The following is a 14,516-nucleotide window of genomic DNA, read 5'->3' on the forward strand; positions in this document are numbered from 1 at the left end:
CGCCCCGCCGCGGGGCGGCCCCGGCCGGGCCCTAGGATGGGGACCGTGAGCACAGAGACGCAGCCGACACCGACCGCCGAGACCCCCGAGACCGCCGTCCGCACCGTGACCGTCGGCGCGGAGACCGACCACCCGGTCGAGGTGGCGATCCCGCGGCCCGTCTCGCGCCCGGACCGCAGGCTGCTGCTCGTCGACGGGCACTCCCTGGCCTTCCGCGCGTTCTTCGCGCTCTCGCGCGCCGCGGAGTACGGCGGCGGCCCGGCGTTCGTGACCTCCGACGGGCGGCACACCGAGGCCGTCTACGGCTTCGTGAACACCCTCGTGAAGCTCGTGCGCGAGCAGCGGCCCACGCACCTGGTCGTCTCCTTCGACCTGGACGGGCCGACGCTGCGCTCCGAGCAGTACGAGCACTACAAGGGCGGGCGCGACGAGACCCCCGAGGAGTTCCACGGCCAGGTCCCGCAGATCCAGCGCCTCCTCGAGGCCCTGGGCGTGCCGGTCGTCACGGCCGAGGGCCACGAGGCCGACGACGTCCTCGCGACCCTGGCCCGCCGCGGCGCCGAGGCCGACTACGAGGTGCTCGTCTTCTCCGGGGACCGGGACGCGTTCCAGATGATCGACGACCACGTCACGGTGGTCTACCCGGGCCGGACCCCCTCCGACCTCAAGCACATGGACGCCGCCGCGGTCGTCGAGAAGTACAAGGTCCCGCCGCAGCACTACCCGGACCTCGCCGCCCTCACCGGCGAGCAGGCCGACAACCTGCCCGGCGTGCCCGGGGTCGGCGCGGGGTTCGCGGCCAAGTGGATCCTCGCCTACGGCGGGGTGGAGACCCTGCTCGAGCACGCCGACCGGATCAAGGGCAAGAAGGGCGAGGCCCTGCGCGCCCACCGCGCCGACGTCGAGCGCAACCGTCGGCTGAACCGGCTCGTGGACGACCTCGAGCTCGACGTCGAGCTGGGCGCCGCGGCCCTGCCCGTCCCGGACCCCGCCGCCGTCGGGGAGGTCTTCGACGACCTCGAGTTCGGGGAGGGGCTGCGCAACCGCCTCTTCGAGGCCTTCGGCGCCCCGGCCGAGGAGCCCGAGGCGGTCCACGTCGAGGTGGGCGAGCCCGTGCGGCTCGAGGAGGCCGCGGCCCTGGCCGACTGGCTGGGCGACGGCGAGGACCCGGTGGCCGTGCGCCCCGTGGCCCGCCCCGGCGACGCCGTCCTGCCCGGCGCGCACGAGACCTCCCGGCTCGTGCTGGCCCGGGGGAGCGAGGCCGCGTGGGCGGACCTCGGCGAGGCGGAGCCCGCGCTCGAGCAGGCGCTCGGGCGGTGGCTGGCCGACCCCGCCCGCCCCAAGGTCGTGATGGACTTCAAGGACTCCTACAAGTCCCTGCGCGCCCGGGGCCTCGTGCTCGACGGCGTGACCGACGACCCCTCCCTCTCCGGCTACCTCATCCAGCCGGAGCGGCGCTCCTACGCCCTGGCCGACATGCTCGAGCAGCACCTGCAGCTGAGCGTGCCCGGACCCGCCGCGGCCGCGGCCGGGCAGACGGAGCTCGAGCTCGACCCCGGCGCCGCCGAGGCGGCCGAGCTCGCCCGCGAGGCCGCCCTCGCCGCCGGCACCCTGCGCCTGAGCGAGCACCTCGCGCCGCTGCTGGCCGAGCGCGGGGCCGACCGGCTGCTGCGCGAGCTCGAGCTGCCGCTGGCGCGCGTGCTCGGGGACATGGAGCTGGCCGGCATCGCTGTGGAGCCCGACGGCGTGCAGGTGCTGCTGGACGACTTCGCGGGCGTGATCGAGCAGGCCCGCGCCGAGGCCCACGCCCAGATCGCCGAGCCCGTCAACCTCGGCTCGACCAAGCAGCTGCAGCAGGTGATGTTCGAGGAGCTGGGCCTGCCGAGGACCAAGAAGATCAAGTCCGGCTACACCACCGACGCCGACGCGGTCGCGGAGCTGCTCACCCGCACCGACCCGGACTCGAAGGGCCACCGCTTCCTCGCGGCCCTGCTGGCCTACCGCGACGCCAACAAGCTGCGCCAGACCGTGGAGGGGCTGCAGAAGGCGGTCGCCGACGACGGGCGGGTGCACACCACCTACGTGCAGAACGTCGCCGCGACCGGGCGGCTGTCCTCCACGAACCCGAACCTGCAGAACATCCCCGTGCGCACCGAGGCCGGCCGGCGGATCCGGGCGCTGTTCGTGGTCGGCCCCGAGCACGAGGCGCTACTGACCGCCGACTACTCCCAGATCGAGATGCGCATCATGGCCCACCTCTCCGGCGACGAGGCCCTCATCGCGGCCTTCCGCCAGGGCGAGGACCTGCACCGCTTCGTGGGCGCCAAGATCTTCGGCGTGGAGCCCGCCGAGGTCAGCGCCGAGATGCGCTCGAAGGTCAAGGCGATGAGCTACGGGCTGGTCTACGGGCTGAGCTCCTTCGGGCTGTCCAAGCAGCTGCGCATCCCCGTCGACGAGGCCCGCACGCTGATGAGCGACTACTTCACCCGCTTCGGGGCCGTGCGCGACTACCTGCGCGGGGTCGTGGAGCAGGCCCGGGAGGACGGCTACACCGCGACCATCGACGGCCGCCGCCGCTACCTGCCCGAGCTCTCCAGCGACAACCGCCAGGTGCGGGCCATGGCCGAGCGGGCCGCCCTCAACGCCCCGATCCAGGGCTCCGCCGCGGACATCATCAAGAAGGCCATGCTCGGCGTCGACCGGCGCCTGGGCGCCGAGGGGCTGCGCTCGCGGATGCTGCTGCAGGTCCACGACGAGCTCGTCGTGGAGGTCGCCGCCGGCGAGCACGAGGCCGTCGAGACGGTGCTGCGCGAGGAGATGGGCGGGGCCGCGCAGCTGTCCGTGCCGCTCGAGGTCAACGTGGGCTTCGGGCGCACCTGGCACGAGGCCGCCCACTGACCCGGGGCCGGCCCCCGCGGCCGGCCGAGACGAAGGAGGCCGCCGTGGCGGACCGAGCGCAGCAGCCCACCGAGCCCCCCGCCGTCCAGGAGTACGCGGCGGGCGGGCACGAGTACACGGTCACGCGCTTCCGCGTGGACCCCGGTGGGCCCTCCGCCAACCCGGAGGCGGTCGAGTGGGTGCGCGCCGTGCGCCAGGGCTTCCACCAGACCGAGCCGACCCCGGAGACCCTCGAGCGGACCCTCGCGTGGCTGCACGAGGACCGGGTGCTGCTGTGCGCCGCCCACCCGCGGGAGGTCCCCGAGGCGGCGCTGCCCCCGCGCCGACCCGCGGCGACGTTCGCGTCCTGGGAGGGCACGCTCAACGTGGGCGGCCCGGCCCTGCTGCCGGCCCGGCTGATCTCCGAGGTGACCGTGCGCCCCACCCACAGCCGCCGCGGGCTGCTGCGCACGCTCATGGGCACGGAGCTGGCCGCGGCGCGCACGGCCGGGCACGCGGTGGCGCTGCTGACCGTCACCGAGGCCACGATCTACGGCCGCTTCGGCTTCGGGGCGGCGACCTTCGACCGCACGGTCGAGGTCAGCGCCACGACGCGGCTGCGGCTGAAGGCCCCGACCTCCGGCACCGTGGAGCTGGCCGACCCCGAGGCGCTGCGGGAGCTGGCCCCGCGGCTGTTCCGCCGCTTCCACGAGAGCTCGCACGGCTCGGTCAGCCGCGTGTCCTACCACTGGCGCGAGTACACGGGGGAGTACGGGCTCACGGCCCAGGAGCCGGACCCGGCGGTGCGCTGCGCGGTCCACCACGACGAGCACGGCCGCCCGGACGGGTGGGTGACCTACCGGTTCGAGCCGACGACCGGCTACCCGCTGACGCTGACGGTGGTCGACCTCGTGGGCGCCAGCCCGGACGTCTCGATCGCCCTGTGGGAGTTCGTCACCTCCCTGGACCTCGTGGACCGGGTCCGCTTCGGCCGCGCCCCGGTGGAGGACCCGCTCGCGTGGGCGCTGGCCGACCGCGGCGACTACCGGGTGACGGGGGAGTCGGACCGGATCTGGCTGCGGGTGCTCGACCCCGTCGCGGCCCTCGCGGCGCGCTCCTACACGGCCCGCCGCCGCGTCGTGCTCTCGGTCGTGGACCCGATGGGCCACGCCGACGGGCTCTTCGCCCTCGACACCACGGGCGGGGCGCCCGTGGTGGAGCGCGTCGGGGACCGGCCCCGCACCGCCGACGACGACGCCGGGGCCTCGCTGCCGGCGGTGGAGCTGCCGCCGGGGGCGGACGCCGCGATGCGCGTGGACGCGCTCGGGTCGCTGTACCTCGGGGCGGTCAAGGCGAGCACGCTGGCGCGGGCGGGGCTGGTCGTGGCCCGGGACGAGGACGCGCTGCGGGCGCTGCAGGACCTCATGGAGACCCCCACGGCCCCCTACGGCGTCACCCAGTTCTGAGCGGGGGCCCGCCACCGTGCCCGGGGCGTGTTGACCGCGTTTTGGCCCGACCGTAGACTGACCCGGTGCGTGCTCTGCACGTGCCCTGTCCACAAGTCCTCCGGACCGGACCGCCGCCCGCCCGGGCGGCACCGTTCCGGCTGATCAGAACCTATCCCCATCGGAGCCCCTACTACATGACCACCACCACCCCGCAGGTCGCCGTCAACGACATCGGAACCGAGGAGGACTTCCTCGCGGCCGTCGACGCGACCATCAAGTACTTCAACGACGGCGACCTCGTCGAGGGCACCGTCGTCAAGGTCGACCGCGACGAGGTCCTTCTCGACATCGGCTACAAGACCGAGGGCGTCATCCCGTCCCGCGAGCTGTCCATCAAGCACGATGTCGACCCCGACGAGGTCGTGACCGTGGGTGACGAGGTCGAGGCTCTGGTCCTCACCAAGGAGGACAAGGAAGGCCGCCTGATCCTGTCCAAGAAGCGGGCTCAGTACGAGCGCGCCTGGGGCGACATCGAGAAGATCAAGGAGGACGACGGCGTCGTCACCGGCACCGTCATCGAGGTCGTCAAGGGCGGCCTCATCCTCGACATCGGCCTGCGCGGCTTCCTGCCCGCCTCCCTCGTGGAGATGCGCCGCGTGCGCGACCTCGCGCCCTACATCGGCCAGCAGATCGAGGCGAAGATCATCGAGCTGGACAAGAACCGCAACAACGTGGTCCTGTCCCGCCGCGCCTGGCTCGAGCAGACCCAGTCCGAGGTCCGCTCCAACTTCCTGCACAAGCTCGAGAAGGGCCAGGTCCGCACGGGCACGGTCTCCTCGATCGTCAACTTCGGCGCGTTCGTCGACCTGGGCGGCGTGGACGGCCTCGTGCACGTCTCCGAGCTGTCCTGGAAGCACATCGACCACCCCTCCGAGGTCGTCGAGGTCGGCCAGGAGGTCACGGTCGAGGTCCTGGACGTCGACATGGACCGCGAGCGCGTCTCCCTGTCGCTCAAGGCGACCCAGGAGGACCCCTGGCAGCTGTTCGCCCGCACCCACGCCCTCGGGCAGGTCGTGCCGGGCAAGGTCACCAAGCTCGTCCCCTTCGGTGCGTTCGTGCGCGTCGAGGACGGCATCGAGGGCCTGGTGCACATCTCCGAGCTGGCCCAGCGCCACGTGGACATGGCCGAGCAGGTCGTCTCCGTGGGCGAGGAGCTGTTCGTGAAGGTCATCGACATCGACCTGGACCGCCGCCGCATCTCGCTGTCGCTCAAGCAGGCCAACGAGGGCGTGGACCCGGACTCCACCGAGTTCGACCCGGCCCAGTACGGCATGGCCGCCGAGTACGACGAGCAGGGCAACTACAAGTACCCCGAGGGCTTCGATCCCGAGACCAACGAGTGGATCGAGGGCTACGAGGAGCAGCGCGCCGCCTGGGAGCAGCAGTACGCCGACGCCCAGGCCCGCTGGGAGGCCCACAAGGAGCAGGTCCGCAAGTCGATCGCCGAGGACGCCGAGGCGGCCGCCGGCGGCACGACCTCGTCCTCCTCCTCGTCCTCGTCGTCGTCCTCCGCGCCGGCCCCGACCAGCTACTCCTCCGAGGCTCCGGCGTCCGACTCCGGCACGCTGGCCTCCGACGAGGCCCTGGCCGCGCTGCGCGAGAAGCTCACCGGTCAGTGACCCGGTAGCGACGTCCCGGCAGCGGTGCCCGCACCGCGCCTGACCGCCACGAACGGCCCCCGCCCCCAGGGCGGGGGCCGTTCGTGCGTCCCGGGGTCCTCAGCGGGGCAGGTCGACCCAGTCGGTGCCGGCCGGGCGGAGCACGCCCGTGCCGGCGGTGAGGGACGCGACCCGGGCGGCCAGGCCCGCGGCGGCGTCCCCGTCGTCGGGCACGGCCAGCAGCAGCTCGGCCCCGGCGGGCCCGTAGGCGGTCCCCAGCACGGGGGTCCCCGCGGCGCGCAGCTCGTTCTCCAGCCGCCCGGCCTCGGCGTGCCCGGCCGGCAGGGACCACCGGCGCAGCCGCTCCCGGTCCACGAGCGCCGCGGCGTCGAGGGCCCGCGAGACCGCCTCGGAGTAGGCGCGCACGAGCCCGCCGGCGCCCAGCAGCGTCCCGCCGAACCAGCGCACGACCACGGCGGTGACGTCGGAGAGGTCGGTGCGGTCCCGGCCCTGCGCGTCGGCGCCGGTGCGGCGCTGCACGAGGGCCTCGAGCATGGGGATCCCCGCGGTCCCGGCGGGCTCTCCGTCGTCGGAGGAGCGCTGGACGTCCCGGTCGGGGCCCAGCACGAAGGCCGAGCAGTGGTGGCGGGCGTCGTGGTGCTCCCGGCGCAGCCGCTCGGTCAGCGCCCGCGCCTCGGCCTCGGTCCCGGCGCGGCCCAGCACCGCCAGGAAGCGCGAGCGCTTGATCTCCAGCTCGGACACCGCCTCCGTGCCCGCGGCCAGGGTCGTGTAGCGGGTGGCGCGGCTGAGGGCGGGGTCGGGGTCCATGCCCGACAGCCTAGGGCCCGGCTAGCATGGGGGCGTGCTCACCATCGGACTCACGGGCGGGATCGCCTCCGGCAAGTCCACGGTCGCCCGCCGCCTCGCCGAGCGCGGGGCCACCGTCGTCGACGCCGACGCCATCGCCCGCGCCCTCCAGGAGCCCGGCGAGCCCGGGCTCGAGGGGATCGTCGCCGAGTTCGGCCCCGGGGTGCTGACCCCCGAGGGGCGCCTGGACCGGCCCGCCCTCGGGGCGCTCGTCTTCGCCGACCCGGCGGCGCGCGCCCGCCTCAACGCCGTGATCCACCCGCTGGTCCGGGCCGAGGCCGAGCGCCTGGCCGCGGCGGCGGGGGAGGACGCGGTGCTCGTGGAGGACATTCCCCTGCTCGTGGAGACCGGACGGCACGACCGCTTCGACCTCGTCCTCGTCGTCCAGGCCCCCGAGGAGGAGCGGGTGCGGCGGATGGTCGAGGACCGGGGGATGACGGCCGGGGACGCCCGGGCCCGGATCGCCGCGCAGGCCACCGACGCCGAGCGGGCGGCGGTGGCCACGGCCGTGCTCGTCAACGACGGCACCCCGCAGCGGCTGCGCGAGCGGGTCGACGCCTGGTGGGACGCCGAGGTCGCCCCGCGGCGGCGGACCCCCGCCTGACCCGCCCGGGACGGCCACGGGGGAGCGGGGCGGTTCCCAGCTCGCGATAAGGTGCTGTGCAACCGAAGCAACACCCCGAGACACGGCCGCCGGCCGTTCGAAGGAGCAGCCGGCGACCGGGGAAGTTCCCTGCGATGCTCGACAGACTCCACGACGCTCTCCGCCTGCGGACGAGCCCCACCATCTTCTTCGGCTCGGCGGCGGTGATCCTCGTCTTCGTCGTGCTGACCCTCGTGTTCACCGACACGATGGACGCGGTCTTCGCCCAGGGCTCCGCCTGGGTCATCGAACAGCTGGGCTGGTTCTACATCCTCGGCGTGACCGTCTTCCTGCTCTTCCTGGTCTACCTGATGATCAGCCGGTTCGGGCAGGTCCGCCTGGGCGCCGACGACGAACGGCCCCAGCACAGCAACATGTCCTGGTTCGCGATGCTCTTCGCCGCCGGCATCGGCACGATCCTGATGTTCTGGGCCGTGGCCGAGCCGGTGAACCACTACGCGAACCCGCCCCGCCAGGGCGTGGTCCCCGAGTCCACGGAGGCGGCGACCGAGGCGATGGGCTTCACGCTCTACCACTTCGGGCTGCACACCTGGACGATCTTCACCCTCCCGGCCCTGGCCTTCGGCTACTTCATGTACAAGCGCAACCTGCCCCCGCGCGTGTCCTCGATGTTCCAGCCGCTGCTGGGGGAGCGCATCCACGGTCCCGTGGGCCGGGTCATCGACATCCTCGCGATCGTCGGCACCCTCTTCGGCGTGGCCGTCTCGATCGGCCTGGGCACGATGCAGATCAACAGCGGCCTGGCCCGCCTGTTCGGGATCTCCGAGTCGGCGCTGTCGCAGATCCTCATCATCACCGCCGTGAGCATCGTCGCCGCGGTCTCCGTGGCCCTGGGCCTGGACCGCGGCATCAAGCGGCTGTCCAACGCCAACATCCTCATCGCGATCGCCCTGCTGGTGTTCATCCTGGTCTCCGGGCCCACGGTGATGATGCTCAAGGGCACGGTCGAGTCCGCCGGCACGTACCTGTCGATGCTGCCCGCCCTCGCCTTCTGGAACGACACCCTCGCCGACACCGGCTGGCAGAGCGGGTGGACGGTCTTCTACTGGGCCTGGACGATCACCTGGTCGCCGTTCGTGGGGATCTTCATCGCCCGCATCTCCCGCGGGCGCACCATCCGCCAGTTCGTCTCCGGCGTGCTCGCCCTCCCCACGCTGTTCACGATCATCTGGTTCGGCATCTTCGGGATGGGCGTGTTCGACATCGAGCGCAACGGCGACGGCGGGCTGGTGGAGGCCGTGGTCACCGAGGGCGACATCCCCGGGGCGATGTTCGTCTTCCTCGAGAACTTCCCGCTGTCCACGGTCACCTCGGCGGTGGGCGTGCTCATCGTGGTGTTCTTCTTCATCACCTCCATCGACTCCGCAGCCCTGGTCATGGACACCATGGGCAGCGGCCACGAGGAGGAGTCCCCGGTGCTCCAGCGGGTGTTCTGGGTCGTGGCCATCGGCGTGATCGCCGCGATCCTGCTCACCGCCACCGGCGCCGAGGGCCTCACCGCCCTGCAGAACGTCGCGATCCTCATCGGCCTGCCGTTCTTCGTGCTCGGCTACGTGATGATCTACTCGCTGCTGCGCGCCCTGCGCGAGGACGCCGGCGAGGTCGGCGTCCTGCCCACCCGCCGCTGGCGCCGCGTGCTGCCCCCGGAGGAGTTCCAGCGCCGGACCACGACCGGTCAGCTCGACGAGGGCGTCGTCGTCGCCCCCGACTACGTCGAGGGCTCCGAGCCGGACAACGCCCCGCCGATCGAGCACCCCGCGCAGCCGGACTACGTGCAGGAGTACCACACGAGCTCGATGCGCACGGTCCGCCCCGAGGAGCAGCGGATCCGGCCCTGACCCCGGCCGCGGGTGCGGGTCTACACTGGTCGCACCTGCACCCGCGGCCTCGAGGGGGACGCCATGAAGAGACAGCACGAGGGAACCGGCGGGCCGGAGGTGCCGCGCTCCTCCCTCCTCGACCGCCTCAACCGGATCGCGATGCGCGTGTACGGGCCGGGGGACCGGGCGCCCCAGGACGCCGCCGGCGCCCCGATCAGCCCCGCCGCCGAGCAGTGGTACCGCGAGGTCTGCGAGCACTTCCAGATCGAGCGGGACGAGCACGGCAACGAGTACCTCTTCCACCGGGACGACTCCGCCGAGCAGCCCCGGACCGGTTCCGAGCGCAACTGAGCACCCGCCCCGGCCGCCGCTGCCGGGCGCCGGCACGGGGCGCCGCCCGCACGGGCGGCGCCCCGTCGTCGTCCCCGGGCCCCACAGCAGGCTCCGTCCGGGCCGCCGCCGTGCGAGCCCCCCGAGGCACCTCCTGCGCCCCACAACGGCGTCGTGACGGGGACCCTCCGGGGTGGGAGGATGGGACACCACACGAGAGCGGGGGCGTCATGGGCGAGGTCGGTCGGCAGGTCCGGAGGGCGGCGGGCGCCGCCGAGGACGCGGGGGATTCTCGCGGGCTGCGGCTGGCCGCGCGCGTGGGCTACGCGGCCTCGGGGCTGCTGCACCTGATGATCGGCGTCATCGCCCTGCGCGTGGCCGGCGGCGGCTCCGGCTCCGCGGACCAGAGCGGCGCCGTCGCCCAGCTCGCCGGGAGCCCCGGCGGGGCCGTGCTGCTGTGGGTGTGCTTCCTCGGCGCGGTGGCGCTCGCGGTGTTCCTGCTCAGCGAGGCGATCGTCGGCGCCCGCCGGCTCGACGGCAGGGAGCGCGCCCAGCACCTGCTCAAGCACCTCGGCCAGGCCGTGGTCTACGGGGCGGTCGGGGCGACCTTCGGCGCCGCCGCGCTCGGCGGGGGCGGTGACTCCAGCGCCGCGAGCCAGACCTGGAGCGCCCGGCTCATGGCCCACCCGGCCGGCACGGTGCTGCTCTACCTCGTCGGCGCCGGCATCGCCGTGGCCGGGATCTGGTTCGTCCACCGCGGGGTGACCCGCGGGTTCCTCGAGCACTTCGGCGACCTGCCCCCGGGACGCGCCGGGAAGGCCGTCACGTGGCTCGGCACCGTCGGGTACGCGGCCAAGGGCGTCGCCCTGGCCGTGCTCGGCGGCATCGTCGTGCTCGCCACCGCCCGTCACGACCCCGAGGACTCCAGCGGTCTCGACGGCGCCCTCAAGACCCTCGCCGCCCAGCCCTACGGCATGTGGCTGCTCGGGGCCGTGGCCGTGGGCCTGATCTGCTACGGCGTCTTCATGGGAGTGCGCGCCCGCTACCAGCGGATGTGACCGCGTCCCGACCCGACGGCGGGACGGGCCCGACGACGCCCGCCGTGCCGGGCCACCTCGCCCCGGCGGGCGTCGGTCGCCCGGGGCGCCGCCCGCGCCCCGTAGGGTCGGAGGATGAGCACCGCACCGCAGGGCAAGGCCGGAGGGCCGGGCAGGGAGCCGTTCCTGACCGCCCTGCTCCTGGGCGCTCTCTACCCCGTGCTCTCCCGGCTGGTCGACAGTTCCGTGGTGGCCCTGGTCTGCTCGGTGGCCCTGGGCTTCGTGGTCTCCGGGCTGCTGCGCCAGCGGGCGCAGGCACGCGACCAGGCACCGACGCCCGCCGATGCCGGGCCCGGGGTGCCCGGGGACCGGGACGACGACGGACGAGCGTGAGCCGGTGCGGGTGTGTGCCCCGATCCGGGGCCGCGGCGTTGTCCCCCCGGACGAGGACCGCCCGCCACGAGATGCCTCGCAACGGGCCCCGTCCTGACCGAGTAGCCAGGCGCGGCGCAGGAGCTCGGAGGACGGATGCGCCCGGGCACGACCTAGAGTGGTCGAAAGCAAACACCCGAGGACCGAGGAGAGGCCCGCCGTGCGCAGCAGCCTGCAGTTCCCCCTGACCGTCGTCTGCGCGGCCGCGCTGCTGACCGGCTGCGCGGGCGGTGCCGGGACGGCCACCGCCCCGGAGAGCACCGGGGCCCCGGCGACGGCGGCCGCCCCGTCGTCGTCGACCGCGGAGCCCGGCGCCACGCCCTGGACGGCGGACCACGGGCTGGCCGAGGTCCCCCTCGAGGACGCCCCGCGGGAACCGACCCCGCTGGAGCGGTCCCTGCTGGTCGAGCCCGGGCCCCACGCCGAGGAGGGCACCGACGAGGAGGTCCTCGCCGCGGCCCGCGAGCGGGACCCGCGCACCGCCGAGGAGTGGAGCGCGGCGATCCTCGCCCAGATCCACGGCGACTACGCCGAGGACGTGCGCACGACCGTGCGCTTCGACCCGGGCACCGGAGAGCGCGGCGCCGAGCCCACCGCGACCGCCACCGGACCGGCCGGGGCGCGCAGCGTGGGCACCAACCACTTCGCGCTCGTGCTCGACGCCAGCGACTCCATGGCCCGGGACGCGGGCGGCGGCACGCGCATGGACGCCGCGCGCGCGGCACTGACCGGGTTCGTCGAGGAGCTGCCGGAGGGCAGCACGGTGAGCCTGCGCCTGTACGGGCACGCGGGTGACGCCACCGAGTCCGGCAAGCAGCAGTCGTGCACGACGACCGAGGTCGTCCACTCCGGGCCCGCGGACGCCGAGGAGCTCGGGGCGGCCCTCGACGAGGTCCGCCCGACCGGCTTCACCCCGCTGGCGCGCGGCATCGAGGCGGCCGCCGGGGACTTCCCCGAGGACGCCACGGACGGCATCGTCTACGTCGTCACCGACGGCGTGGAGACCTGCGGCGGGGACCCCGTGGCGGCCGCCGAGCGGCTGAGCGCCTCGGGGATCGAGCCGGTCGTCAACGTCCTGGGCTTCCAGACCGGCGACGCCGACCAGCAGGCGCTGGCGGCCATCGCCGAGGCCGGCCGCGGGCAGTACACCCGCGCGGGCTCGCGCGCGGAGCTCGAGGCCTACTGGCGGGACCAGAACGCGGCGATGGCCCGGGCCTGGAACGAGTGGCGCAACACCGAGCTGCGCGAGATCAACGAGGCCGGCAACGCCAACAAGCGCCTGGCCAACGAGGTCGGCAACCGCATCAAGACCTGGTCTCATAACTCTTCTACCTGACGCAGTCGGCGGAAGTTGATGAGCGTGACGGCGAGCAAGAGCAGCGGGAGCAGCGTGGCTGCAGTGCGGTCGTAACGGATCCCGAGACGCTTGAACCGCAGGACCCAGGAGATGGTGCGCTCCACGACCCAGCGGTGCCGGCCCAGGTGGGTCTTGGCCTCGATTCCGCGCCGGGCGATCCGGACCTTGATGCCTCGCCGGTGCAGGTAGCGGCGGCACCTCGGGTAGTCGTAGCCCTTGTCCGCGTGCAGCTTCTCCGGCCGGCGGCGGGGCCGCCCCGGACGCCTTCGCCGGCCACGCACACTCGGGTTGGTCTCCAGCAACGGCTCGAAGAGTTTGCTGTCGTGGACGTTTGCGGCTGAGGCCAGCACATGCAGGGGCAGCCCGGCCGCGTCGGTGAGCAGGTGGTACTTCGTCCCCGGTTTCCCGCGGTCGGTGGGGTTCGGGCCGGTCAGCTCGCCCCCCTTTTGGCACGTACGGACACCGCGTCGATACTGGCCCGCGACCAGTCGAGGATCTCCTGCTCGGAGAGCTCCTCGAGCACTGCCCGGTGCAGCTTCTCCCACACCCCGGCCCCCTGCCACTGCCTGAGCCGGCGCCAGGCGGTGTGCCCGGACCCGCAGCCCAGGGCCGGGGGCAGGTCCCGCCAACGGCACCCGGTGTGCAGCACGAACAGGATCCCCTCCAGTGCCGCCCGGTCCTCGATCCGGGGTCGCCCCCCGGGCCCTCGAGGTGGTGGCTGGGGTGGGATCAGCGGGGCGATCAGCTCCCACAGACGGTCATCGACCATCCACGACTGTGTCCTCGTCGTCATGCAGGCACTGTGGACCGTTCCCAGGCAGGTGGGCAACGACCGATCAGGTTTTGAGACCAGGTCCAAGCGCACCTCCAACGAGGAGGGCAACCGCGGCAAGCGCGTGGCCAACATGCTCGGCCAGGACGTGGACGAGCAGGTCCGCCAGGAGGTCTGGGACTTCTTCGACGAGCGCGGCAGGACGATCTGGGACTGGGGCGACCGGACCCACCTGGCCAACTGGAACGCGGCCGACGACCGGCTCCAGCAGGACTGGCAGGCCGTCTACGACCGCGGCGAGGCCAAGTGGAGCGAGTACTACGAGCGCCTCCAGTAGTCCCGGGCGCCGTGTGCGGGCGGGACGGGTGCGGTAGAACGGGGGCATGAGCTCCCCGGACCTGCCCTCCGACCTGACCGCCGGCCTCGACGTCGAGCGGGCCGTGCCCGTCGGCGGCGGCGACACCGCCGCGGCCTACCGCCTGGAGACCGCCCGGGGCCCGCTGTTCGCCAAGACCGTGGCGGGCGCCCCCGAGGGGATGATGGCCACCGAGGTCGCCGGCCTCGAGGCGCTGCGCGAGCACGCCCCGACCTCCCTGGGCGTGCCCGAGGTCGTGCGCTGGAGCGCCGGGGGCATCGTGCTCGAGTGGATCGAGGAGGGCGGCAGGCGGGGGAGGGCCACCGAGGAGGAGCTCGGGCGCGGGCTCGCGCAGCTGCACCGCACCCGCGGTCCGCACTACGGGGTCCTGGACCCGGACCTGCCCGGCTGGATCGGGTCCTCGCGCCCGGACATGTCACCGGCCGGGGACTGGGCGCAGTTCCTGCTCGAGCGGCGCATCCGGCCGCTGCTGCACGACGCGCTCGCGGCCGGGCGGATCGACCCGGTGGCCGAGGACCTGCTGGCGGAGCTCGCCCCGCGGGCCCGGGAGCTGGCGGGCCCGGCCGAGCCGCCCACGCTGGTGCACGGCGACCTGTGGGCCGGCAACCGGCTCGTGGACGTCCACGGCCGCAACTGGCTGATCGACCCGTCGTCGTACTGGGGCCACCGCGAGATCGACCTGGCGATGATGCTGCTCTTCGGCGGCTTCGGCGAGGCCTGCTTCGCCGCCTACGCGGCGCAGCACCCGCCGGCGGCGGGCTGGCGGGAGCGGGTGCCGTGGTACCAGCTGCCGCCGCTGCTGCGCCACGCCTACCGCTTCGGCGGCGGCTACGGGGACGCCGCGGTGGAGGCGATGCGCCGCCTGCTGGACTGAGCCG

General features: G+C 74.0%; 13 protein-coding genes. 11 read left to right on the forward strand and 2 right to left on the reverse strand.

Going from position 1 to position 14,516, the window contains the following annotated elements:
- Positions 1–36 precede the first annotated feature (36 nt).
- The 3 genes from polA to rpsA all read left to right on the forward strand — a co-directional run bounded on the left by polA (position 37) and on the right by rpsA (position 6,004).
- Positions 37–2,898, forward strand: coding sequence for a DNA polymerase I (gene polA / locus AS188_RS09465; RefSeq protein ID WP_083529374.1), 2,862 nt, complete (start codon positions 37–39; stop codon positions 2,896–2,898).
- Positions 2,899–2,942: 44 nt separating this feature from the next.
- Complete coding sequence (locus AS188_RS09470) at positions 2,943–4,343, forward strand: GNAT family N-acetyltransferase (RefSeq protein WP_058858641.1); 1,401 nt, start codon at positions 2,943–2,945, stop codon at positions 4,341–4,343.
- Positions 4,344–4,519: 176 nt separating this feature from the next.
- Entirely contained in the window at positions 4,520–6,004 is a 1,485-nt protein-coding gene (gene rpsA, locus AS188_RS09475; RefSeq protein WP_058858642.1) for a 30S ribosomal protein S1, read from the forward strand.
- Between the two features lie 99 nt (positions 6,005–6,103).
- Here the strand turns inward: rpsA and AS188_RS09480 are convergent, their stop codons facing one another.
- Positions 6,104–6,811, reverse strand: a complete 708-nt coding sequence (locus AS188_RS09480) for an IMPACT family protein (protein WP_058858643.1) — start codon at positions 6,809–6,811, stop codon at positions 6,104–6,106.
- A gap of 34 nt (positions 6,812–6,845) precedes the next feature.
- Between AS188_RS09480 and coaE the strand changes: the two genes are divergently transcribed.
- The 6 genes from coaE (at position 6,846) to AS188_RS09510 (ending at position 12,469) form a co-directional block, all read left to right on the forward strand.
- Entirely contained in the window at positions 6,846–7,454 is a 609-nt protein-coding gene (gene coaE / locus AS188_RS09485; RefSeq protein WP_058858644.1) for a dephospho-CoA kinase, read from the forward strand.
- Positions 7,455–7,588: 134 nt separating this feature from the next.
- A complete protein-coding gene (locus tag AS188_RS09490; protein WP_058858645.1) occupies positions 7,589–9,352 on the forward strand; it encodes a BCCT family transporter in 1,764 nt (587 codons plus the stop codon).
- Positions 9,353–9,415: 63 nt separating this feature from the next.
- Entirely contained in the window at positions 9,416–9,685 is a 270-nt protein-coding gene (locus AS188_RS09495; RefSeq protein WP_083529576.1) for a hypothetical protein, read from the forward strand.
- Positions 9,686–9,894: 209 nt separating this feature from the next.
- Positions 9,895–10,722 carry a DUF1206 domain-containing protein gene (locus tag AS188_RS09500; protein WP_058858647.1) on the forward strand — a complete coding sequence of 276 codons (828 nt, stop codon included), beginning with the start codon at positions 9,895–9,897 and terminating at the stop codon, positions 10,720–10,722.
- Between the two features lie 114 nt (positions 10,723–10,836).
- A complete protein-coding gene (locus tag AS188_RS09505; protein ID WP_058858648.1) occupies positions 10,837–11,094 on the forward strand; it encodes a hypothetical protein in 258 nt (85 codons plus the stop codon).
- 199 nt (positions 11,095–11,293) lie between these two features.
- Positions 11,294–12,469: a vWA domain-containing protein gene (locus tag AS188_RS09510; protein ID WP_058858649.1), complete on the forward strand. Its 1,176-nt coding sequence runs from the start codon at positions 11,294–11,296 to the stop codon at positions 12,467–12,469.
- On the opposite strand, the gene AS188_RS16500 is transcribed toward AS188_RS09510, so the two are convergent.
- A protein-coding gene (locus AS188_RS16500; RefSeq protein WP_371212492.1) for an IS5 family transposase occupies positions 12,451–13,259 on the reverse strand; the annotation gives its coding sequence in 2 pieces (ribosomal slippage) (positions 12,451–12,938 and positions 12,938–13,259; 810 coding nt in all). The two genes, AS188_RS09510 and AS188_RS16500, sit on opposite strands and share 19 nt — an antisense overlap.
- 22 nt (positions 13,260–13,281) lie before the next feature.
- Between AS188_RS16500 and AS188_RS16910 the strand changes: the two genes are divergently transcribed.
- Positions 13,282–13,599, forward strand: coding sequence for a hypothetical protein (locus AS188_RS16910; RefSeq protein WP_157570922.1), 318 nt, complete (start codon positions 13,282–13,284; stop codon positions 13,597–13,599).
- 46 nt (positions 13,600–13,645) lie between these two features.
- Positions 13,646–14,512 (forward strand): fructosamine kinase family protein, encoded by an 867-nt coding sequence (locus AS188_RS09530; RefSeq protein WP_058858651.1) that lies wholly within the window; start codon positions 13,646–13,648, stop codon positions 14,510–14,512.
- Positions 14,513–14,516: the final 4 nt, after the last annotated feature.

The sequence above is a fragment of the Kocuria flava genome (assembly GCF_001482365.1).
GTDB classification, from domain to species: Bacteria; Actinomycetota; Actinomycetes; order Actinomycetales; family Micrococcaceae; genus Kocuria; species Kocuria flava.